Here is a 19,666-nt window from a genome sequence, read left to right as displayed (position 1 = left end):
GGGTCACCAGTCGGTGGCGTGGTCGCCGGCGAGCGCCTCGCGGCCCGGCGCGAGCATGTCGTGCACCTGTCCGCCGTGGGTTCGGGCGGGCGCGACCGTGTCGGGCCAGCCGGCGATCTGCTGCTCGGCCCACTCGGTCCACGAGATGACGTGCTCGTAGTGGCCGATCATGAACGTGTTGGCGAGTGCGAACAGGTGCTTGCGCTCGGGGAACGTGCCGCCGGTCTCGCTGATGTACGCGGCGTATCGCGCGAACATCTCGCGGTTCGCGAGCGCCTGCTCCCGGGTACGGGCGAGGGTCGCACGGAGGTCGTCGAGCGAGCCCTGGTCTGACAGGAGCACCCGCACCATGCCCTCGAACTCCAGGGTCGGCGGGCGCGGCGTGGTGCGCAGCCACGCGGCGAGCGCCTCGCGCCCTTCCGGCGTGATGGAGTAGATCGTGCGGGCGCGTTTGCCCGTGTGCTCCTGCCGGGTCTCGACGAACCCGGCAGAGTGCAGGCGGTTGAGCACGGCGTAGCGTCCGCGATCGGCGGACGGCCAGAGCTCCGAGACGCCGCGCCCGAGCTGCTCGGCGAGCTGGTACGCCGACCAGTCCCGTCCGGCCAGCAGACCCAGCGTGAGGTACCCCGTGATCGAGGGTTCGCGTTCGGGCACGACAAAACTCCTTCCCCGTCGGCACTCGGGTCACGTCGCGGAACAAAAAGATTACCCCGCGGACGCAGGAAGGACCATATACTGCAGAATGCAGTAACCATCGGCGCGGCCACCTGTGTGGGGACACGGACCGTCGTCGTGGGTGGGACTCACGCGTGGGGACGCGGGCCCGCCTTCGCGGCGGGTGATCTGGGGATCGCCCGCCGCACATCTCTCTGCCCACCGGTCATCGTCGGGTCTGTTCCGACCCCGACAGCCGCTGCGCGAGGTAGATCGGCACGATCGACACGATCACCAGCACCACGGCGATGACCGAGACGACCGGGGCCTGGTTCGGGCGGAACATGTTGTTGAGGATGTAGATCGGCAGCGTCGTCACGCCGGACCCTGCCGTGAACGTCGTGACGATGATCTCGTCGAAACTCAGCGCGAACGCGAGCAGCGCCCCCGCGAGCAGCGCCGAGCGCAGCTGTGGGAAGGTCACGAGGCGGAACGTCGTCCAGATGCCGGCGCCCAGGTCCGCGGACGCCTCCTCGAGGTTCGTGCCGGTGCGCCGGAGACGGGCGATGACGTTGTTGAAGACCGTCACGATGCAGAAGGTCGCGTGGGCGATCACCACCGTCCAGATCGACAGCGGCACACCCATGATGGTGCGGAAGAAGTTGTTCAGAGCGATGCCCGTGATGATGCCGGGCAGCGCGATCGGCAGGATGATCAGCAGCGAGATCGCGTCGCGGCCGAAGAACTCGAACCGCTGGAGCGCGATCGAGATGAGCGTGCCCAGCACGAGCGAGATCGCCGTCGCGACCAGCGCGATCGCGACGCTCGTGCCCACCGCCTCGATCGCCCCGGTGCTCTGGAACGCCTTGCCCCACCACTCCAGCGTGAACCCCGGTGGCGGCCAGCTGAGCGACGTCGACGTCGAGAACGAGTTGACGAGGACCACGAACAGCGGCAGGTAGACGACCAGCAGGATGAGCGCGGTGACGACGCCGAGCACGGTGCGGGAGAGTCGCGAGAGTCGCATCGGCGGGTCCTAGAGGTTGTTGAGGGCGCCGGTGCGCCGCACGAGGGCCAGGTAGCCGAAGATGATCACGATCGGGATGAGCGCGATCGCCGCGGCGAGCGGCAGGTTGTTGGCCGCGCCGACGTTGGTGTACACGAGGTTGCCGAGCATCTGGTTGGTGCCGCCCACGATGTTGACGGTGATGTAGTCGCCGAGCGACAGCGAGAAGGCGAAGATCGTGCCCGCGATGATCGCCGGGAACGCCAGCGGCAGGACGACGGATCCGAGCGTCCGCCAGGATTTCCCCCCGAGGTCTGCGGACGCCTCGAGCAGCGAGTCCGGCACGCGCTCGAGCCCCGCGTAGATGGGGAGGATCACGTACGGCAGCCACAGGTACGACAGCGTGATGATGGTCGCCGTGAGGCCGTAGCCCGGGGTGTGCAGGCCGAACGGGGCCAGGATCCACTCGAGGATGCCCTCCTGCGACAACACCGATCGCCACGCGTACGCCTTCACGAGATAACTCGCCCACAGCGGCATGAGGACGGCGATGACGAGGAGGCGCTGCGTTCGTGGCGAGGCGACCTTCGCCATGAAGAACGCGATGGGAAGGGCGATCGCCACGTCGATCACGGTCACCAGGAGCGCGATCCCGACCGTGCGCAGCGTCACGGTCTGATAGAGCGACCCCGTGACGACGGTGACGATGTTGTCGAGCGTCCAGTCGGTGATGATCTCGCCGGTGAAGGAGTCCACCTGCCAGAACGCCGTGACCAGCAGCAGGGCCAGCGCCACGATGTACACCACGACCAGCCAGAACAGCGGGGCGGTGAGCAGGAACGCCAGCCGGAACCGCGGGTGCGCGCTCAGCCACGCCGACGAGCGTCGCGCGGGCGTCGCCCGCGGCGGCGGCACGGTGCGGGCGGGCGGCGGGGCGGTCGCGGTGTCGGTCATCGAGTGCCTCCGGTTCGGGATCCGTTCAAGCCGGGGGCGGAGGCATCCGTCCGCCCCCGGCGCGCTGCGTGAGTCAGCCCTTGATCTCGGACCAGGCCTCGGTCCACGCCGAGTAGTCCATGCACTGGACGTCGGTGCGACCGTCGAGGCATTCGGCGATGGGCGTCGTCCAGTACCAGATCTGCGACGCGTAGTCGGCGTCGCCGGCGTGGTAGGCCTCGCAGTCCTCGCGGAAGTCGCAGGCCGCCTGGCTCGACGGCGCCTCACCGAAGTACGAGGTCGCGACGCCGTTGACCTCGGGGCTGGAGATCCAGTCCAGCCACGCGTACGAGCAGTTCGGGCTCTTGGTCGTCGACGAGATCATCCACGTGTCCGACCAGCCGGTGGCCCCTTCTTCGGGCAGGACGACGTCGGTGGTCGCGCCCTCGCCGGCCAGGACGTTCTGGATCACCTGCCACGTCGTGCCCGCGACGGAGTCGCCGGTCTCGAACGCCTGCACCTCCTTCAGATAGTCCGACCAGTACTCGCCCACGTGCTGCCGCTGCTCCTTGAGCAGATCGACCGCCGCCTGGAACTGCGTCTCGTCGAGCGCGTACGGGTTCTCGATCCCGAGGTCGGACTGGTGGGCCATCAGGTACACGGCCGCATCGGCGATGTAGATCGGGTTGTCGTAGGCGGTGATCCTGCCCGTGTGGTCGCCCGCCTTGTCGAAGACGACGTCCCACGACGTGGGCGCGGGGGTCACCACGTCCGTGTTGTAGAGCAGCAGGTTGGCGCCGTACCCGTGCGGCACCCCGTAGTGCTCGCCGTCGACGGTGTTCCACGGCTGGTCCTTGAGGAAGTCGTAGATGCCCGCGTAGCTCGGGATGAGGTCGACGTTGACCGGCTGCACGTCACCGGCGGCGATGAGACGCAGCGACGCGTCGCCCGATGCCGACACGACGTCGTACTCACCGGTCTTCATGAGATTGACGGCCTCGTCGGAGGTGTTGAACGTCTTCGAGGTGACCTGGCAGCCGGTCTTCTCCTCGAAGCCGGTGACCCAGTCGTAGTCGGGGCTGTTGCTGCCGTCCTCGACGTAGCCGGCCCACGCGATGATCGAGACTCCGTCCTCGTAGTCTCCGAGCTCGTCGACGGCCTGGGTGGGGGCGCTGCCCCCGCCGCTGGACGTGCCGCAGCCGGCCAGGACGGCGATCGAACCGATCGCCAGGGCGGTCGCGGCGATGCGCCGTCCCCGTGATGTGCGCAACATGGTGGTTCCTCTCGGTGCTGTTGATTTCGGGCTGTGCTGTTGTGTGCTCCGGGGCGCGGGCGCCCAGGTCGGGGTGGGATCAAGTGCCGGGCGGGATCAAGTGCCGGGCGGGATCAACGAGACGACGTCCTCGTCGTGCCATGTGACGTGCACGCGATTCCCGCGGTCGTCGTCGGCCAGGCGGGTGCGGTCGTTGCGTTCGAGCACGGTCACCCGCATGCCGGCATCCAGATCGATGACGCGACGGATGCCGCTTCCCACGTAGATCGACTCGACCACGGTTCCCTCGGCCGAGTGCTCTCCCGGCGCCGAGGCGGCTGACGAAGCCAGCGTGAGCTTCTCGGGGCGGATGGAGTGTTCGCCCTCGCGCCCGATGAGGGTCGCGGACCGCTCGTGGTCGAACAGGTTGGAGGTGCCGACGAAGTCAGCGACGAATCGCGACGCCGGACGCTCGTAGAGGTCCTGCGGAGTGCCGAGCTGGATGATCCGGCCGTCGTGGAACACCGCGATCCGGTCGGAGAGCGTCAGCGCCTCCTCCTGATCGTGCGTCACGAAGATGAACGTGATGCCGAGGTCGCGCTGGATCTGCTTGAGCTCGACCTGCATCTGCTCGCGGAGCTTGAGGTCGAGCGCGCCGAGCGGTTCGTCGAGGAGGAGCACCTTCGGCTGCACGACGGTGGCGCGGGCGAGCGCCACCCGCTGGCGCTGACCGCCCGAGAGCTGCGAGGGCTTGCGCGCCGCCATCTGGTCGAGCCGCACCGCGGCGAGCGCCGCCATCGCCAGATCGCGGCGCTTCGCGCGCCCCATCCCCCGGACGCGCAGGCCGTAGGCGACGTTGTCGAGCACGGTCATATGGGGAAAGAGCGCGTAGTCCTGAAAGACGGTGTTCACGTCGCGGTCGAAGGGCGCCTTCTTCGTGACGTCCTGCCCGAACAGCTGGATCGATCCGTCGGTCGGCTGCTCGAAGCCGGCGATCAGTCGCAGCACGGTGGTCTTGCCCGACCCCGAGGGCCCCAGCATCGAGAAGAACTCCCCGGCGGCGATCTCGAGGTCGACGTGGTCGACGGCCGTGACGGCTCCGAACTCCTTCGTGAGTCCGGTCAGCCGGATGGCAGGCTGCTGCTCGCTCATGACGTCTCCCTCGATGTCGATGGAAGTTAATCATATGGATCCATATGTCAAAAGGGGGGCGGCCGTGTTACGGTCGGGTCACAGTTGCGGAGGACGCCCTCTTCCGCCATCCACCCGGGGGTCCCATGCCGCACGCGACGGGAAGAGTCGACGCCGCCCGCGCCGTCGTCTTCGCCCCGCTGGACGGCACCGGCAGGGCCGAGCTCGTCGAGAAGCGGCTCACCGATGCGATCGTGACCGGCGTCCTCCACGACGGCGAGCGCCTGCCCAGCGAGGCGGACCTCTCGCGCAGCCTGGGAGTGGCCCTGGTCACCGCACGCGAGGCGCTGGAGGTGCTGCGCGACAAAGGGCTCGTCAAGACGCGGCGCGGCCGCGACGGCGGCAGTTTCGTCACCTTCGACCGCGACGCCGCGACCCGTGTGCTGGAGAGGCGCCTGCGCGAACTCAGCCGCATCGAGCTGCGCGACTTCGCGCTGCACACCTCGGCGATCGCCGGCACGGCGGCCGAGACCGCCGCCAACCGCGCAAGCGACGACGACATCGAGACGCTCGTGCGGATCTCCGACGCCGCCGATCTGACGACGGCCGGCGGCGCGAGGCGAGCCGTGAGCCGGTTCCAGCTCGAGGTCGCGGCGGTCAGCCAGTCGCCCCGCCTCGTTCACGAGGAGATGCGCCTGCAGGGAGAGGCAGGTTCCCTCCTCTGGATGTGCCTGCGGGAGCAGGAGTACCGTGACCGCAGCGCCATCGCCCGTGCCCGGGTCATCGACGCCATCCGCGACGTCGCACCCGACAAGGCCCGCGCGGAGACGATCACACATATCAACAGCGCCTTCGAATGGCTCATCGACGAGCGAGCGCGCATCGACGCGCGCACCGAGGACGCAGCATCCGACCCGAAGGACGTCCCATGACCACCATCGCGACCAGGTCTCCGGCCGACGTGGCGATCAGTGTCGCCGCGACCATCGACGGCATCTTCGCCATGATCGACGGGTGGCGCGATCTGCTCGAGCAGCAGCTCGCCTCGGCCCACGCCCTGACGGCGCAGACGATCGATCCGCTCGTCGAGGCGTTCGCCGTGCCGGCCGTCTCAGGAGACACGCTGCTCACCGGCGCGGGATTCGTGGCGGCGCCGGGTGTGCTGACCGACGCCGAATGGCACCTCGCCTGGTGGCTCGGAACCACCGGTTCGACCCACGGGGTGCGGCGGCTGGCGACGATCGACGACCCGACCCACGAGCAGTTCCGCGACTACACCGCACTCGAGTGGTGGCGCGTTCCGCAGACGACGGGCGCGCGGCACCTCACCGGCCCTTACGTCGACTACGTGTGCACGGATGACTACACCGTCACGATCACCACACCCGTGGTGCGTGACGGTGCGATGATCGGCGTCGTCGGAGCGGACGCCCTGGTCGACCGGCTGGAACGCGTGCTCCTTCCGGTGCTGCGCGCGGGCGAGCTACCCGCGACCCTCGTCAACGCCTCGGGCCGGGTCGTGACCTCGACCGACGCGCGCCGCGAGCCGGGATCGATGCTCCGCGGTGACGACCTCACCGCCGCCGTGCGAGCGCTGTCGCCGGCCCCCGTCCGACTGCCGGGCGGCACCTCAGTGCTCGCCTGCGGCGACACGTCGCTCGCCCTCGTCGTCGGAAGCTAGCGCGCCGGGCGCGATGGGGAAGGATGGCCTCGATGTCAACGCCGACCGACTCCTCGCGCGACGAGCTCGCCGCGCTGCGCAAGCGCGCGTACGGACCGGACGCCGACATCCTCGATGACCCCGCCGCACTCGCCCGCCTGAGCGAGCTCGAAGAGCAGGCCGCAGCCGCGAGCGCGGCGAACGTCGCGGCGAGCGCGCGTGTCTCGACCAATGGCGGATCCCCTCGCGGGTCCGCCTTCGACGACGATGACGAGGCCGCGGCACTGCAGGCCGTCGCCGTGCCCCCATCGGAGGAGACGGATGCCGCGGCCGCAGCGGACCCGATCACAGCCGTTCGCGACGAGCACGGCTCTCTCGCGGAGGCTCTGAGCGCGGATGACCGCTCGGGCGGACCGGTCCCCACGCCCCCTCCGGTCGCCGCTGGCGCGTCGGCCGGAGCCTCCGGGCGCGTGGGCCCAGCCGCCGGCTCGGGCAGCGATGCCGGCGATGACGTCGACCCCGACGCTGTCGAGAACGCGCCCGCTCGCCCGTGGTGGCGGCGCACACCTGTCGTGTGGGCAGCCTCGGTCGTCGTCGCGATGCTCGTCGGCGTCGGACTGACGGTGCTCGTGCAGAGCATGGAGGCGGGCCGGGTAGGCGTGCTCGGAGTGGACCCCGACGCCGACTGGCCGGAGGAGGTCTGGGGCGGCCCGACCGAGGACTCCCTCGCCTTCGAGTCGTTCTACGGCCTCTCGGTGCTGTCGCAGCCGCAGGTCACGGGTGACGGGACCCAGGGGGCTGTCCCCTGTCTGATCGTTTTCAGCGGGGTGGGTGACAACCCCTCCTACCTCGGCGGCGCGTGCGGTGCGGGCCCGTTCCCGGCACAGGCGGCGCTGGTGGTCGGACGGCAGGCGCCGTCAGAGCTGCGCGATCGCTTCGCCGAGGGCACGGCGCTGCAGTTCGTGCTCGACGGCGAGCAGGTGCACGTGTACGCGCGCGAGCCGGGCATCGTCGAGCCCGCGCCCTGAGTGTTTCAGGCGCCGCGGCTCCCGGCATCCGTCGCGCCGACGTCGCTGCGGTGGAAGTTCTGGAAGGAACGGGATGCCGTGGGCCCGCGCTGCCCCTGATACCTGTTGCCATACGGCCCCGAGCCGTAGGGGCTCTCGGCGGGCGAGGTGAGGCGGAAGTAGCAGACCTGGCCGATCTTCATGCCGGGCCAGAGCTTGATGGGCAGCGTCGCGACGTTGGAGAGCTCGAGCGTGACGTGGCCCGAGAAGCCGGGGTCGATGAAGCCCGCGGTCGAGTGGGTCAACAGCCCCAGACGGCCGAGCGACGACTTGCCCTCGAGGCGGGCCGCGATGTCGTCGGGAAGCGTGATCTGCTCGAACGTCGAGCCGAGCGCGAACTCGCCCGGGTGGAGGATGAACGGCTCTTCGGGGTCGACCTCGATGAGGCGCGTCAGCTCGGGCTGGTCTTCGGCGGGATCGATGAACGGGTACTTGTGGTTGTCGAACAGCCGGAAGTACCGGTCGAGCCGCACGTCGACGCTCGACGGCTGCACCATCGCGGGGTCCCAGGGGTCGAGCGCGAGGCGCCCCGCGTCGATCTCGAGCCGGATGTCGCGGTCACTCAGCAGCACGGAGCCAGCCTATCCGGACCGTGCTGTTATGCTGGCCGGGCGCTGTAACAGGCGCGCGAGCGCCGGGGTGCCGGCGTCCGGGGCTGTAGTTCAATGGCAGAACTTCTGCTTCCCAAGCAGACAGCGCGGGTTCGATTCCCGTCAGCCCCTCCATGTCTCCCGCGATCGCCGCCCACGAGTACTCGCCCTGGGATTTCTGGAGCGAGGCGACGCCGTCCGAACGCGAAGCGCAGCTGCTCCTCCAGCAGACCGTCGTCGCGGGCCGTCCCGACCACGAGCTCGGCGAGCAGTGCTTCCTCTCCGAGCTCGCCTCGATCGACAACGACTCGCTGCGCCTCGGCGACCGCACGTACGTCGCGGCGGGCGCCTATCTCACCGGCGACCTGCGGGCCGGCGCCGACTGCAGCATCAACCCGTACACGGTGATCCGCGGCCGCGTCACGATGGGCGACGGCGTCCGCATCGGCGCGCACACCTCGATCCTCGGCTTCAACCACTCGATGGAGTCCGGCACGCCCGTCTTCCGCCAGCCCTTGACCTCCAAAGGCATCGAGATCGGCGACGACGTGTGGATCGGCTCGCACGTCGTGATCCTCGACGGCGTCAGCGTCGGGTCGCACTCCGTGCTCGCCGCCAGCGCGGTCGTGACCAAGGACGTTCCGGCGGGCGCCGTCGTCGGAGGGAACCCCGCGCGGTTCATCCGCTGGCGCGTCGAGCCCGACGACACCGGCATCCACCCCGATGCTGCGGCGGATGCTGCCGCCCGAGGCACCGAGGAGCGCCCCGACTCCCCCGAACCACGGGAGCCCGTGGAGACACCGTCGGCAGTGCTCGCCGCGCTGGCCACGGCCGCGTCGGAGGGTGGGGTCTCACCCGAGCTCCTGTCCGTGCCCGAGCTCCGGCCCGCGCCCATGCCGCTGTCCGGGGCGTCCGACGCCGACCCCGCTCACATGCCGGCCAACGCCATCGCCATCGCACCCGACGCCCGGACTGCGACGTCTGACAACGTCGTGACCGCCGCCGCCACCTCGCCCGCGACCGACGACACCGCAGGCCTGGCCGAACGCGTCGCCGAGCTGGCGGCGCGCGCGAGGGACGAGGCATCCGTCGTCCTGCAGCGCGCGTGGAACGACGACCTCGGACTCTTCACGGACCGCCCCGGCGCCGCCCCGACCGTACGCGCCCAGGCGGACGCGATCGAGATCGCAGACCTGCTGCTCGGCGCCGCGCCACCGCAGACGTCGGTGGAAGCGCAGATTCGTCGTCTACAGCGATGGCAGGACGCCGCGACCGGCGCGGTCGCTCCTCTCGATGCGGACGGACGTCAGCGGGAGGGCCTCGGGTTCTCCCACGAGGATGTCGCGTACCACGTGCTGAGCACGGGCTACGCGCTGGATCTGCTGGGGTCGGAATTTCCGGCTCCTCTCACATGGGTGACCGCGGCGACCCCCGAACTGGTCGTCGAGTTCTGCGAGAGTCTGCCGTGGGCCACCGACGCGTGGGGCGCCGGACACCACATCGACGGCTTCGGCACCGCGATTCTGTGGACGAAGCGGGCGGGGCATCCGATTCCGGCCGGTGTGGAGGAGGCGTTGTTCGGCTGGCTGCTGCTCAACACCGACCCGCAGACCGGCATGTGGGGCTCGGCCACGTCCGACCGCGGGCTTCTCCCCGTCGTGAATGGGTTCTACCGGGCGTCGCGCGGCACGTTCGCGCAGTTCGGCGTGCCGCTCCCCCACCCGGATCGCGTGATCGACACCGTGCTGCGCCATGCGCGCGATCCGCGCTGGTTCGCACCCGGCGCGCGCAACGCGTGCAACGTGCTCGACGTCGCGCACCCGCTGTGGCTAGCCCGCGGAAGCGGCTACCGCGACGACGAGGTGCGAGAGCTGGCCGCGCGCCTGCTCTCCGACGCGCTGGCGACGTGGGTGCCCGGCGCCGGGTTCTCGTTCCGCGAGCCGAGCCCGGCGACGCGCGGACTCACCGACACCGAGCCGGGTCTCCAGGGGACGGAGATGTGGCTCGCGATCCTCTGGTACCTCGCGGACCTCGCCGGCGTCGCCGACGCGCTCGGTTATCGCCCGCGCGGTGTGCACCGACCGGAGCCGGCCGCCACGCTGCGATAGCCGGCATCCGTTCGCGACTCGATCAGCGCCGCCGAGTCGGGGCGAGCACCAGCAGCCACGACGAGTAGTGCTCGATGACCGAGCCTCCGAGGTGCTTCACCGCCGCGACCGCCTGCTCCACCTCCGCCGGCGACCAGTCACTGAAGGTGCGGAAGAGGCGCCCGATCGCCGCGGCTTCGAGGTCGACGGTCCATCGGTAGGTCGAGACGTCCTCCACGGCGAAAAGGCCCGATGCCGTGAGCGCCTCGGTCATTGCGGCGAGGTCCTCAGCGGGCGGCCCCGGCCGCTCGGGCGCGTGGCGCGCGGCGACGACCCCGGCGACGCGTGAGCGGAACGGCGTCTGCGGAGCGTCCGCGTCTCCGAACACATTGCGCCAGACCGCGAAGCGCCCGTTCGGCGCAAGCGTCGTAGATATCTTCGGAAGCATGATGTCGAGATCGAGCCAATGGACGGACGTCGCGGCCACGGCGAGATCGAAGCGGCCGGCGGGGAGCTCGACGCCCTCGGCCCGGGAGGCGATCACTCGTGCCGCAGGATGGGCTGCCTCGAGCAGGGTCGCGAGGCGCCGCCCCGGCTCGATTGCGATGACCCTCATTCCGGCCGCGAGCAACGGGCCCGTCGCCTGCCCGCTCCCCGCACCCAGGTCGAGGGCCGTCCGCCCGGACTCCAGCAGACCGAGCATGCGCAGCCGATCCCACAACGCCTGCGGATACGGCGGGCGCGCCGAGTCGTATTCTTCGGCGCCTTCCTCGAAGTGCGTTGCACCCGGCATGCGAGCGAGCGTAGACCCGCTCTCCACCGTGGGCGACGTGCACGGCGCGTGCGCCGATCGCGAATGTCGTCAGGCCGTCGCCGGGCAGGGCGATCAATGTCGGAGGTTCTTCGTATCTTTGTTCTATGAGCTTTCCGGCCTCTCCCTCTCCCGCGACGCGGTTGACGGATGCTGCTGCCCGCGTGGCCTCGCGACTCGGCGACGGCGTAGCCGAGGTGACAGAGCTTGCCGACGACGAACTCCTGGGACTGCTCACCGACACGACCGAGGCGCGGAAGGCGCTCGAGCTGATCGTCGCGGGCGCCTCGGCAGAGGTGTCGCGGCGCTCGTCCCGAGAGCTCGGGTACGGCGGGCTGGCTCAGCGGAAAGGCCTGCGCACCGGCACGGCGCTCGTGCAGCACATCACCGGCCTCGGGCGTGGAGACGTGACAAGAGCTGTCGATGCGGGCAGGGAGCTCGCTCCGACGGTGGCGGTGCCGGTGGCCGGGGTGGTGCCGGTGGGCGGGGCGGACGGCGCGGACGCGCCGCCGACGCCGGCGGTCGACGAGTGGCTCGGCATGCTTCGGGGCGCACTCGGGTCCGGACGCCTGACGCAGGCGCAGTTCCAGGCGATTCGTGCGGGGCTCGGCGAGCCGCCTGTCGAGCGCTACCCCGAGCTGGCGCCGGACTTCCTCCCGCAGGCCTGGGCTCGCGCCGTGCACGTGCTGCTCGACGAAGCGAACGGACTCTCCGTGGAAGATCTCCGCAACCAGGCGCGCATCGCCCGAGACCGACTCGATCCGGTCGGGGTGACGCTGCGGTTCGAAGAGCGCTTCGCCGCGCGGTCGTTCCGCAGCTGGACCGACCAGGACGGCCAGCGCCACGCGCACATCCTCTTCGATGATGAGGCGGGCGCGTGGGTGGACGCGCTCCTGCAGGCCGCGCTGCGTCCGCGGCGAGGACCGCGATTCGTCGGCACGGACGCCGGGGAGAAGACGCGCGCGGCGGAAGCCGACGAGCGGTCGAACGAGCAGCTGCAGTACGACACGATCATGGCAGTGATGCGCACGGGCGCGAACGCCGATCCTCAGCAGGCCTTCGGCGACCGGCAGCCGGGTGTGCGCATCGTGGTCGAAGCGTCTGCCGTTGCCGGCCGTGATGAGCGCAGTGAGATGCAGGTGACCGGGGTCGGCCACATCGAAGACGGTGGACAAGCGCTGCCCGGCGGGGTCATCGAGGCACGTCTGTGCGACTCCGGGGTCATCCCCGTGATGTGGGGGCCCGACGGTCGCCCACTCGACGTCGGGCGCGAGCTCCGCCTGTTCACGAGAAAGCAGCGCATCGCGATCGCCGCCCGCGACGGCGGCTGTATGTGGCCGTCCTGCGGCGCCCCGATCTCGCAATGCGAGTACCACCACATCGATCACTGGTGGGAGGATCACGGCCGCACCGACGTCGACGACGGGATCGCCCTCTGCCGCAACTGCCACCTGCGGCTTCACAACCAGCGATGGCGCATCACGCGCACACGAGATCCGATCACCGATGCCGACACGTACTGGCTCCACCCGCCGCCCGACCCGCTCACGGGTGAGATCGGCGAGCCCGTCGAGCTGAGGTCGAAGTCGCCCCGACGATTCGAGGCGGCATGACGAGCGGATGGGCGTCGCGAGCGGGCGTGTGGCGAGGGGTGTGCGGGCGCGGCGAGCGGGCGCAGCGGGCGGGCGCCGCGGGCGGGCGCGGCGAGCGGGTGCGGTGAGCGGGCGCGGCGAGCGGGCGCGGCGAGCGGGCGCGGCGAGCGGGCGCGGCGAGCGGGCGCGGCGAGCGGGCGCGGCGAGCGGGCGCGGCGAGCGGGCGCGGCGAGCGGGTGCGTGGAATTGGCGCAGCCCCGGGGCGCAGTGGGAGGCTGGGGAGCATGGCGGTCATGGTCGTTCCCTATTCGGACGAGTGGCCGGAGCAGTTCGAGCGCGCGGCAACCGAGCTTCGGCGGGCGCTGGAGGGCGTCCCGGTGCTCGCCATCGAGCACGTGGGGTCGACGGCGGTGCCAGGGCTGGCGGCGAAACCTGTCATCGACATCGATGTCGTCGTCGAGCGAGCCCACGTCGAAGGCGCGATCGCCGCGCTCATCGCGGCGGGATACACGCACCGCGGCGACCTGGGCGTCACCGATCGGGAGTCGATGGCGGCACCCGACGACAATCCGCGCAGGAACGTCTATGTGTGCGTCGAGGGGACGCTGCACCTGCGCAACCACCTCGCGGTGCGGGCCATCCTCAGGGATCGAGACGATCTCCGCGATCGGTACGGTGCGGTCAAGACCGAGCTCGCACGCGATCCAGGCATGGACATCGAGACCTACCTGGCGCTCAAATCACCGGTGCTGCAGGAGGTGCTCGCCCTGTCAGATCTCACCGACGCGGAGAAGCGCGCGATCCTCGCCCTCAACACGAGCTTCTGAGCGGAGGTCGCGGCGCAGCATCCGCTGTTCTGCGCGTCGATGCCCCGCGAGCACTCCCTGCCGTACTGTGAGCGGATGGCGTTCGATCCCAGTGACGTTCCGGCATTCGTGGCCTTCGTGCGTGCCGAAGCGCAGGGCGTCATCGCGACCGTATCGCCGTCGGGGGCGCCCGAGGCGGCGCTCGTCGGAATCGCCGCACTCGACGACGGCACCCTCGTGTTCGACACGCTCGTCGGGTCACGAAAGGCTGAGAACCTCCGCCACGACCATCGCATCGCCGTCGTCGTCGGGACGGACGGCGCGGTGTCCGCGCAGATCGACGGCTTCGGGACGATCGTCCACGGCACGCTCCGCGAAGAGTACGGCGGCGCCTACAACGCGCAGTTCCCCGGATCCCGGGCGCTGGACCCGGAATTCGCCGTCGTCGTCGTGCGACCGGCGTGGGTTCGGGTCTACGACGCGGCGGCGAATCCCGCCCACGTCACCGAAGCCCGCTGGTGACCTTTTCGGCACCGACGACCGCCGGGTGCAGGTGCTCGGACGAGAGCGCCACGACCGCCTGACGAGCGCCGGCGGCGAGGCATCCATCCAGGTCCGCACCCGAGAGCGACGCGGCGAGGAACCCGGCGAAGAACGCGTCGCCCGCACCGTTCGTGTCGACGACATCGACCGGCGCGGCATCGACGGCCGCGCGCTCCCCGGAGGCGGCGAGGGCGATGGCGCCGCGCGCGCCGAGCGTGCAGACGGCAAGCCGCGGTCCACGGTCGAGGCAGCTCCGCATCAGCGCCCACGGATCGTCGGTCGCATCGTCGTTCATGAAGACGACGTCGGCGGCCCGGAGGAACGGCTCGTGGAACTGCGCAGCCCCGTCGTAGTCGTGGAGGTCGGTCCAGATCGGAGCGCTCGCAGCGCCGGCGAGGCGGCGTTCCACGATCGTCGCGCCTACCCCGCTGAGATCGACCACCGCGATGTCCGCGTCGGCGAGGTCGGCCTCGATACGGCCGATCTCCTCGTCGGATGCTGCCGACGGCGTCGCGAGGTAGAGGCTCACGCGCTCCCCCGCCGCGGTCATCAGGTTCGCGTGCCGCTCGGTGCGCTCCGAAGGAGAGGCCGAGACCCGGACGCCTGCCGCATCGAGCGCGGCAGATACGCGCCGGCCGTCGTCGTCGGCGCCCAGCAGCGCGTGGAGCGTGACGTCGACGCCGCGGTCGGCGAGGTGCAGCGCCTTGCCGGCCGACGTCCCGCCGAGCGTGTGCAGGTCGCCGAGCGCGAACTGCATGTGCGGCGCCGGTTCGGGCAGGCGGTCGAGGAGGATGAGGTGGTTCCACGAGGCGGGTCCGCACACGGCGACCCGGGCGTCAGACGCGAGAGGCATCCGCCTAGTCAACCAGCCGCCTCTCAGCGAGACGACGAATCGACTTCCCGTGCCGGCGGGCGCCGCAGGTCGAAGCCAGGGAGGCGACCGCACGGCGCAGTCAGGTCCGGCGCGGGTACCCCTGGTTGGCTTCGACGAAGACGTCGCTCCGGCACCCTAGAGCGCCATCAACGACTGCTCCGACCCGCACGCGGGCGGGATCCGTCGCGTCCGGCTACTCCTCGAGCGGGCCGAGGTCTGGCTCGGCGACGAAGCGCGCCTCAGCCTCGGTCACACGATCCAGCTCGACCACCACGACGACGTTCTCCCCCGCGGTCAATGCGGCAGCCGGCACGTAGAGGGTGCGCTGCGGGCCGCTCGACCAGTAGCGGCCGAGAAGGAAGCCGTTCACGAGCGCGAAGCCCTTGCCCCAGCCCTTCGTGTCGAGGAAGAGGTCGGTCGGCTCGTCGACCGAGAACGAACCCCGCAGCACGAACGGGGCGACGTCGGCCTCCGCGGAGGCGGCGGTCGCAGCATCCCGTGCCGAAGCACCCAGGGCGGCGACGTCGATGGGCGTCGCGGTCCACCCGGTGAGGGGCTCACCCGCCAGCGTCACCGGACCGAAGAGACCCTTCGGTTCACCGAGGCGCACGTCGTAGTTGACGCGGCCCTGCTCCTCCACGAGCACCCGCACTCGGCGACCGGCGGGAACGACGAGCGCATCCTCGTGACGAGTCCGCGACAGCGTGCCCACCGCCACACCGTCGACCGAGACCCACGCGTGGTCGCGCACCTCGCCGAAGCGCAGCACTCCCCCGCGGTCGTCGAGCTCGGCCTCGTACGCGACGAGCGCGCTCAGGTGTTCGAGCTGCTCGAACGTCGGCGGCAGTTCATGACGGGAACCGGATGCTGCCGCCTCGGTCGCGACCGGCTCCAGTGCGACCGCGAATGCCGGCGCGGGCCCGCTGACCGCGGGCACCTCGTCGGGCACCGGCGCGTACTTCGCGATGACGTCACGGAACGCGAAGTACTTCTCGGTCGGATCACCACGCTCGTCGAGCGGGGCGTCGTAGTCGTACGACGTCACGATCGGCAGGTAGCGGCCCTTGTCGTTCGCGCCGTTCGTCAGCCCGAAGTTGGTGCCGCCGTGGAACATGTAGAAGTTCACGGACGCGCCCGACGCGAGCAGCGTGTCGAGCTCGGCGGCCGACGCCGCCGCCGGGGTCGTGTGGTGGGTGTTGCCCCACCAGTCGAACCAGCCGTCCCAGAACTCTGCGCACATGAGCGGCCCGGTGGGCTGGTGGCGGCGCAGGGTCTCGAGGCGTTCGGCCGCGCGAGACCCGAACGAGCCTGTGAGGTGCACCCCCGCGACGCTGCCGTCGCTGAGCATCTGGTCGGTCGGCTGATCGATCGTGGTGAGCGGAACGGTGATGCCCGCGCCCTTCGTCACCCGCACGAGGTGCTCGAGGTAGGCGGTGTCGCTGGCGTACGCGCCGTACTCGTTCTCGATCTGCACCAGGATGACGGGTCCGCCGCGGTCGATCTGGTGCGGAGCCACGATCTCGTACACGCGCTCGAGGTACGCGGTTACCTCTTCGAGGTAGCGGGGCTCGGAACGGCGAAGGCCGACGCCCTCGAGCGCCGTCAGCCAGACGGGGAGTCCCCCGTTGTGCCATTCGGCGCAGATGTAGGGACCGGGCCGCACGATCGCGTGCATGCCCTCCGCCGCGACGAGGTCGAGGAACCGGCTGAGGTCGTTCCAGCCGGTCGCGTCCCACTCGCCGCGCACCGGCTCGTGGGCGTTCCACGCGACGTACGTCTCGATGGTGTTGAGCCCCATGAGCTTCGCCTTGCGGATGCGATCGGCCCACTGTCCCGGGTGCACCCGGAAGTAGTGCAGAGCACCGGCGAGCACGCGGAAAGGCTCTCCGTCGAGGAGGAAGTCGGTCTCGCCGATCGCGAACGAGCGCGCTTCGGCGGTCATCGCGCAGCCGGACGCGCGCGCAGCACCGCGGCGAGACGCTCGAGCTGGGATGCGTCTTCGAGGGCCGAGCCGACGGCGGCGACACGTACGCCGGCGTCGAGGAACTCCTCGACGTTCGAGGCGTCGAGCCCGCCGGTGGCGACGAACTTCACCTGCGGGAACGGTCCGCGGATGTGCCTGAACCAGCCGCTGCCGAGCCACGTCGCGGGGAACGCCTTGAGCCACGTCAGCCCGAGCGAGACGGCGAGCTGAACCTCGCTGGGGGTGGCGACCCCCGGGAGGATCGGGATGCCGGCATCCTGCGCCGCCCGGACGACGACCGGGTCGAGTCCCGGCGAGACGAGATACACCGCGCCGGCGTCGGCGGCACGCGCAACCTGCTCGGGCGTGATGATCGTGCCGGCGCCGACGCTCTTGCCGCGGACGTTCGCCGCCTCCACGACGGCGCGCAGAGCCTGCTCGTCCTCGTCGGTCTGCAGCGGCACCTCGACGGAGTCGATTCCGAGGTCCCACGCGGTCTCGGAGAGGCGCACCGAGCGCTCGACGCCCATGCCACGGAGGATCGCCATGAGCGGCGCCCCGGCGAACGCTGTGTCGAACCAGGCGCCCTGGGCGGCAGCTGGGCCCACGCGCCCGGAGGCTCCGGCCGACGCGCCAGCGGCGACCGGAGGGGGCGTGGGGACCGTTGCGCTCGATGAGGTGGGCTGGGAGGTCATTCGCGGGTCCTTCGGGTGTCGGGTTCAGTCATCGTTGCGGGTTGGGGCGCACCGCGTGCGTTCGGGGCGCGGGGCGTGCGCCCCGAACGCTTGGGACGCGCCCCGAACCCGTCATGTCGGGGTCGGGATGCCGGCGGCGGGCTCGTCGATCGAGTCGGTGGTGGTCTGGAGGGTGCGGGCAGCGCGGGCGTGGCCCGCGCGCAGTCGGTCGTTCACCGGGTCGCCCGAGAGCCGGCCCGCGAGGTATCCGCCCGCGAACGCGTCGCCGGCGCCGACCGGTTCGACGACCTCGACGACGAGGGCCGGCTCGAACACCTCGTCGTCCCCGACGAAGGCCGTCGCGCCGATGTCGCCGTCCTTGACGATGAGCTCGGCGACATGCGGCAGGAGGGCACGCACGTCCGCCGCGGTCGGGGTAGACCAGAGCGCCTCAGCCTCGTCGCGCCCCACGAGCACGATGTCGGCGCTGCGGGCGAGCTCGAGCAGGGCCGGCGCGGCGGTCGCGGCATCCCACAGCGGCGCGCGGTGGTTGACGTCGAACGAGACCGGAACGCCGTGTTCCCGGGCGCGACCGATCACACGGGAAAGGAATGCGGCGGCGGACGCCGAGATCGCGGCCGTGATGCCCGAGACGTGCAGCAGGTCGACGCCGTCGAACGACACGTCGGCCGCGTCGGACTCCGACAGATGCGCCGCAGCGGAGCCCCGGCGGTAGTAGAGCACCCCGTTGCCGGGGTCCTTCACGTACAGCCCGGTCGGGTGCCCGTCATCGAACACCACGCGCGAGACGTCCACGCCCCGCCCCGACAGCTGGCGGGCGATGCGGTGCCCGAGAGTATCCTCGCCGAGCCGGCTGAACCAGACGGCGCGGTGACCCAGCGCGGCCACGTGCGCGGCGACGTTCGACTCCGCTCCCCCGGCATCCAGCAGGAACGCGTCGGCGTCGGCGACGGGAGTCGCGACGACGGGCGTCACCATCGCCATGGTCTCGCCGATCGCGAGCAGAGTCCGGGGCACCCCGCCAGCGTAGTCAGCCTGCTCCCCTGTCACGATGTGCCGGTTTCGTCGGCACTTCGCGACAGGTGAGCGGCAGACCACGTGGAGCGGATCGACCGTCCGGTCATCGCAGGTCGGTGACGGGGGCGGCGTCCATGTCGTCGAACGCCTGGTTCTCGCCGGCCATCGCCCAGATGAACGTGTACGAGGAGGTGCCGACGCCGGAGTGCAGCGACCACGAGGGCGAGATGACGGCCTGGCGGTCGGCGATCACGAGGTGACGCGTCTCTTCGCGCTCGCCCATGAGGTGGATGACACGGGCGTCCTCGGGGAGGTCGAAGTACAGGTAGCACTCGGTGCGGCGGTCGTGGGTGTGCGCCGGCATCGTGTTCCACATCGATCCCGGGTGCAGCTCGGTGACGCCCATGACGATCTGGCAGCTCTTCACGCCGTTCTCGTGGATGTACTGGTTGAGCGTGCGGCGGTTGGAGGTCAGCTGGTCGCCGAGCTCACGCACGGTGCCCTCGCCGGGCGACACGAGCGCCGACGGGTACGCGGTGTGCGCGGGAGCCGAGAAGAGGTAGAACTGCGCCCCCGTCTCACCGGAAGCGTCGGCGAACGAGACGTCCTTGATGCCGCGGCCGAGGTACAGGCACGCGCCCTTGACCAGCGTGTAGACCTCGCCGTCGGCGGTGACCGTGCCGGTGCCGCCGACGTTGATGATGCCGACCTCGCGGTGCTCGAGGAAGTAGTCGCTGCGGATCTCGGGGTATCCGCCGAGCTCGAGCACCGAGCCCGCGGGCACGGCGCCGCCGAGCACGATCCGGTCGTGGTGCGTGTACGTGAGGCGGATCTCACCCGGCACGAAGACGTCGGGGATGAGGTACGTGTCGCGCAGGTCCTGCGTCGTCATGCCCGGGATCTGGGCGGGGTTGGTCGCGTAGCGCTGCGGGATGTGCGTCTCGGTCACGAGTTCTCTCCTGGTTCTGCGTGGGGGTGCGTAAGG

The 19,666-nt window shown here is 70.6% G+C and carries 19 protein-coding genes and 1 tRNA gene; 8 read left to right on the top strand and 12 right to left on the bottom strand.

Features of this window, described 5'->3' with window-relative positions; all coding sequences use genetic code 11:
* Positions 1-3: 3 nt before the first annotated feature.
* From ACFC1K_RS02955 to ACFC1K_RS02935, 5 genes are all read right to left on the bottom strand, one after another.
* Positions 4-654, bottom strand: coding sequence for a PadR family transcriptional regulator (locus ACFC1K_RS02955; RefSeq protein WP_310286626.1), 651 nt, complete (start codon positions 652-654; stop codon positions 4-6).
* Between the two features lie 226 nt (positions 655-880).
* Positions 881-1,681: an ABC transporter permease gene (locus ACFC1K_RS02950; protein ID WP_310286628.1), complete on the bottom strand. Its 801-nt coding sequence runs from the start codon at positions 1,679-1,681 to the stop codon at positions 881-883.
* A gap of 9 nt (positions 1,682-1,690) precedes the next feature.
* On the bottom strand, positions 1,691-2,614 hold the full coding sequence (locus tag ACFC1K_RS02945) for an ABC transporter permease (protein WP_310286632.1): 924 nt from the start codon (positions 2,612-2,614) through the stop codon (positions 1,691-1,693).
* Positions 2,615-2,687: 73 nt separating this feature from the next.
* Positions 2,688-3,866, bottom strand: a complete 1,179-nt coding sequence (locus ACFC1K_RS02940) for an ABC transporter substrate-binding protein (RefSeq protein WP_375870362.1) — start codon at positions 3,864-3,866, stop codon at positions 2,688-2,690.
* 96 nt (positions 3,867-3,962) lie between these two features.
* On the bottom strand, positions 3,963-4,997 hold the full coding sequence (locus ACFC1K_RS02935; protein ID WP_375870361.1) for an ABC transporter ATP-binding protein: 1,035 nt from the start codon (positions 4,995-4,997) through the stop codon (positions 3,963-3,965).
* Positions 4,998-5,122: 125 nt separating this feature from the next.
* Between ACFC1K_RS02935 and ACFC1K_RS02930 the strand changes: the two genes are divergently transcribed.
* Genes ACFC1K_RS02930 through ACFC1K_RS02920 form a run of 3 tightly spaced genes read left to right on the top strand, consistent with a single transcriptional unit; the run spans position 5,123 to position 7,664 of the window.
* Positions 5,123-5,908 (top strand): FadR/GntR family transcriptional regulator, encoded by a 786-nt coding sequence (locus ACFC1K_RS02930; RefSeq protein WP_375870360.1) that lies wholly within the window; start codon positions 5,123-5,125, stop codon positions 5,906-5,908.
* Positions 5,905-6,657, top strand: a complete 753-nt coding sequence (locus ACFC1K_RS02925) for a cache domain-containing protein (protein WP_375870359.1) — start codon at positions 5,905-5,907, stop codon at positions 6,655-6,657. The genes ACFC1K_RS02930 and ACFC1K_RS02925 overlap by 4 nt, the downstream gene beginning before the upstream one ends.
* 32 nt (positions 6,658-6,689) lie before the next feature.
* Positions 6,690-7,664: a hypothetical protein gene (locus ACFC1K_RS02920; RefSeq protein WP_375870358.1), complete on the top strand. Its 975-nt coding sequence runs from the start codon at positions 6,690-6,692 to the stop codon at positions 7,662-7,664.
* Positions 7,665-7,669: 5 nt separating this feature from the next.
* On the opposite strand, the gene dcd is transcribed toward ACFC1K_RS02920, so the two are convergent.
* On the bottom strand, positions 7,670-8,275 hold the full coding sequence (gene dcd, locus ACFC1K_RS02915) for a dCTP deaminase (protein ID WP_045299427.1): 606 nt from the start codon (positions 8,273-8,275) through the stop codon (positions 7,670-7,672).
* Positions 8,276-8,354: 79 nt separating this feature from the next.
* Between dcd and ACFC1K_RS02910 the strand changes: the two genes are divergently transcribed.
* Positions 8,355-8,428, top strand: a tRNA-Gly gene (locus ACFC1K_RS02910).
* Positions 8,428-10,401, top strand: a complete 1,974-nt coding sequence (locus ACFC1K_RS02905) for an acyltransferase (RefSeq protein WP_375870357.1) — start codon at positions 8,428-8,430, stop codon at positions 10,399-10,401. The genes ACFC1K_RS02910 and ACFC1K_RS02905 overlap by 1 nt, the downstream gene beginning before the upstream one ends.
* A gap of 22 nt (positions 10,402-10,423) precedes the next feature.
* On the opposite strand, the gene ACFC1K_RS02900 is transcribed toward ACFC1K_RS02905, so the two are convergent.
* Positions 10,424-11,173: a class I SAM-dependent methyltransferase gene (locus ACFC1K_RS02900; RefSeq protein ID WP_375870356.1), complete on the bottom strand. Its 750-nt coding sequence runs from the start codon at positions 11,171-11,173 to the stop codon at positions 10,424-10,426.
* A 125-nt stretch (positions 11,174-11,298) separates the two neighbouring features.
* Here ACFC1K_RS02900 and ACFC1K_RS02895 point away from each other — a divergent pair, with 125 nt between their 5' ends.
* The 3 genes from ACFC1K_RS02895 to ACFC1K_RS02885 all read left to right on the top strand — a co-directional run bounded on the left by ACFC1K_RS02895 (position 11,299) and on the right by ACFC1K_RS02885 (position 14,111).
* Positions 11,299-12,804 carry a DUF222 domain-containing protein gene (locus tag ACFC1K_RS02895; protein ID WP_375870355.1) on the top strand — a complete coding sequence of 502 codons (1,506 nt, stop codon included), beginning with the start codon at positions 11,299-11,301 and terminating at the stop codon, positions 12,802-12,804.
* A gap of 263 nt (positions 12,805-13,067) precedes the next feature.
* Positions 13,068-13,610, top strand: coding sequence for a GrpB family protein (locus tag ACFC1K_RS02890; protein ID WP_375870354.1), 543 nt, complete (start codon positions 13,068-13,070; stop codon positions 13,608-13,610).
* A gap of 75 nt (positions 13,611-13,685) precedes the next feature.
* Complete coding sequence (locus ACFC1K_RS02885; protein ID WP_310286650.1) at positions 13,686-14,111, top strand: pyridoxamine 5'-phosphate oxidase family protein; 426 nt, start codon at positions 13,686-13,688, stop codon at positions 14,109-14,111.
* Here ACFC1K_RS02885 and ACFC1K_RS02880 read toward each other — a convergent pair.
* The 5 genes from ACFC1K_RS02880 to kduI all read right to left on the bottom strand — a co-directional run bounded on the left by ACFC1K_RS02880 (position 14,092) and on the right by kduI (position 19,630).
* A complete protein-coding gene (locus ACFC1K_RS02880; RefSeq protein WP_375870353.1) occupies positions 14,092-14,985 on the bottom strand; it encodes a carbohydrate kinase family protein in 894 nt (297 codons plus the stop codon). The two genes, ACFC1K_RS02885 and ACFC1K_RS02880, sit on opposite strands and share 20 nt — an antisense overlap.
* Positions 14,986-15,199: 214 nt before the next feature.
* Positions 15,200-16,948 carry a beta-galactosidase family protein gene (locus tag ACFC1K_RS02875; protein ID WP_375870352.1) on the bottom strand — a complete coding sequence of 583 codons (1,749 nt, stop codon included), beginning with the start codon at positions 16,946-16,948 and terminating at the stop codon, positions 15,200-15,202.
* On the bottom strand, positions 16,945-17,577 hold the full coding sequence (locus ACFC1K_RS02870; RefSeq protein WP_375870351.1) for a bifunctional 4-hydroxy-2-oxoglutarate aldolase/2-dehydro-3-deoxy-phosphogluconate aldolase: 633 nt from the start codon (positions 17,575-17,577) through the stop codon (positions 16,945-16,947). Before ACFC1K_RS02870 ends, ACFC1K_RS02875 begins: the two co-directional genes overlap by 4 nt.
* Positions 17,578-17,775: 198 nt before the next feature.
* Entirely contained in the window at positions 17,776-18,681 is a 906-nt protein-coding gene (locus ACFC1K_RS02865; RefSeq protein WP_375870350.1) for a sugar kinase, read from the bottom strand.
* Positions 18,682-18,784: 103 nt separating this feature from the next.
* Positions 18,785-19,630, bottom strand: a complete 846-nt coding sequence (gene kduI, locus ACFC1K_RS02860) for a 5-dehydro-4-deoxy-D-glucuronate isomerase (protein WP_375870349.1) — start codon at positions 19,628-19,630, stop codon at positions 18,785-18,787.
* Between the last annotated feature and the right edge of the window lie 36 nt (positions 19,631-19,666).

This window comes from Microbacterium sp. NPDC056057 (genome assembly GCF_042266945.1).
In the GTDB taxonomy this organism is placed as follows: domain Bacteria; phylum Actinomycetota; class Actinomycetes; order Actinomycetales; family Microbacteriaceae; genus Microbacterium; species Microbacterium trichothecenolyticum_C.
The sequence above is the reverse complement of the archived record's forward strand: the minus strand, read 5'-3'. Positions and strand labels throughout refer to the sequence as shown.

Coding starts and splice junctions, on each gene's coding strand:
- ACFC1K_RS02950 (WP_310286628.1), bottom strand. CDS start 1,681: ATGCGACTCTCGCGACTCTCCCGCACCGTGCTCGGCGTCGTCACCGCG.
- ACFC1K_RS02945 (WP_310286632.1), bottom strand. CDS start 2,614: ATGACCGACACCGCGACCGCCCCGCCGCCCGCCCGCACCGTGCCGCCG.
- ACFC1K_RS02940 (WP_375870362.1), bottom strand. CDS start 3,866: ATGTTGCGCACATCACGGGGACGGCGCATCGCCGCGACCGCCCTGGCG.
- ACFC1K_RS02935 (WP_375870361.1), bottom strand. CDS start 4,997: ATGAGCGAGCAGCAGCCTGCCATCCGGCTGACCGGACTCACGAAGGAG.
- ACFC1K_RS02930 (WP_375870360.1), top strand. CDS start 5,123: ATGCCGCACGCGACGGGAAGAGTCGACGCCGCCCGCGCCGTCGTCTTC.
- ACFC1K_RS02925 (WP_375870359.1), top strand. CDS start 5,905: ATGACCACCATCGCGACCAGGTCTCCGGCCGACGTGGCGATCAGTGTC.
- ACFC1K_RS02920 (WP_375870358.1), top strand. CDS start 6,690: ATGTCAACGCCGACCGACTCCTCGCGCGACGAGCTCGCCGCGCTGCGC.
- ACFC1K_RS02905 (WP_375870357.1), top strand. CDS start 8,428: ATGTCTCCCGCGATCGCCGCCCACGAGTACTCGCCCTGGGATTTCTGG.
- ACFC1K_RS02900 (WP_375870356.1), bottom strand. CDS start 11,173: ATGCCGGGTGCAACGCACTTCGAGGAAGGCGCCGAAGAATACGACTCG.
- ACFC1K_RS02895 (WP_375870355.1), top strand. CDS start 11,299: ATGAGCTTTCCGGCCTCTCCCTCTCCCGCGACGCGGTTGACGGATGCT.
- ACFC1K_RS02890 (WP_375870354.1), top strand. CDS start 13,068: ATGGCGGTCATGGTCGTTCCCTATTCGGACGAGTGGCCGGAGCAGTTC.
- ACFC1K_RS02885 (WP_310286650.1), top strand. CDS start 13,686: ATGGCGTTCGATCCCAGTGACGTTCCGGCATTCGTGGCCTTCGTGCGT.
- ACFC1K_RS02880 (WP_375870353.1), bottom strand. CDS start 14,985: ATGCCTCTCGCGTCTGACGCCCGGGTCGCCGTGTGCGGACCCGCCTCG.
- ACFC1K_RS02875 (WP_375870352.1), bottom strand. CDS start 16,948: ATGACCGCCGAAGCGCGCTCGTTCGCGATCGGCGAGACCGACTTCCTC.